The following is a 241-nucleotide window of genomic DNA, read 5'->3' as shown; positions in this document are numbered from 1 at the left end:
CAGCAATGACCAGGCTGAGCAGGATGGCCGGGTGGCCGCCCACTACAGGCATGGGTGCCAGGAGGGTGAGGGTTTGTACGACAACGGTCAGAACCAACAGCGCGCTGACCAGGTTTTGCAGATGATGACGAGTGCCCTTGTTCCAGTAAGGGACCACGGGTGCCAACGTCAGGTTAAGAAGGCCGAACAGAGCCAGGTACAGCGCGTCGTGTTGTTGCAGGTACGGCAGGCTCTCTGGTTG

1 protein-coding gene is annotated in these 241 nt (G+C 59.8%); it reads right to left on the bottom strand.

All coding sequences use genetic code 11. The features are described from left to right. Positions 1–241, bottom strand: a 241-nt coding sequence (locus ACFZPT_RS26905; RefSeq protein ID WP_379559159.1) for a cold shock domain-containing protein membrane protein, incomplete at both ends; no start/stop codon positions are given.

The sequence above is a fragment of the Pseudomonas sp. MD330_10 genome, from assembly GCF_042610415.1.
Classification (GTDB): Bacteria; Pseudomonadota; Gammaproteobacteria; order Pseudomonadales; family Pseudomonadaceae; genus Aquipseudomonas; species Aquipseudomonas rhodesiae.
This window is presented reverse-complemented; position numbering and strand designations above follow the sequence as displayed.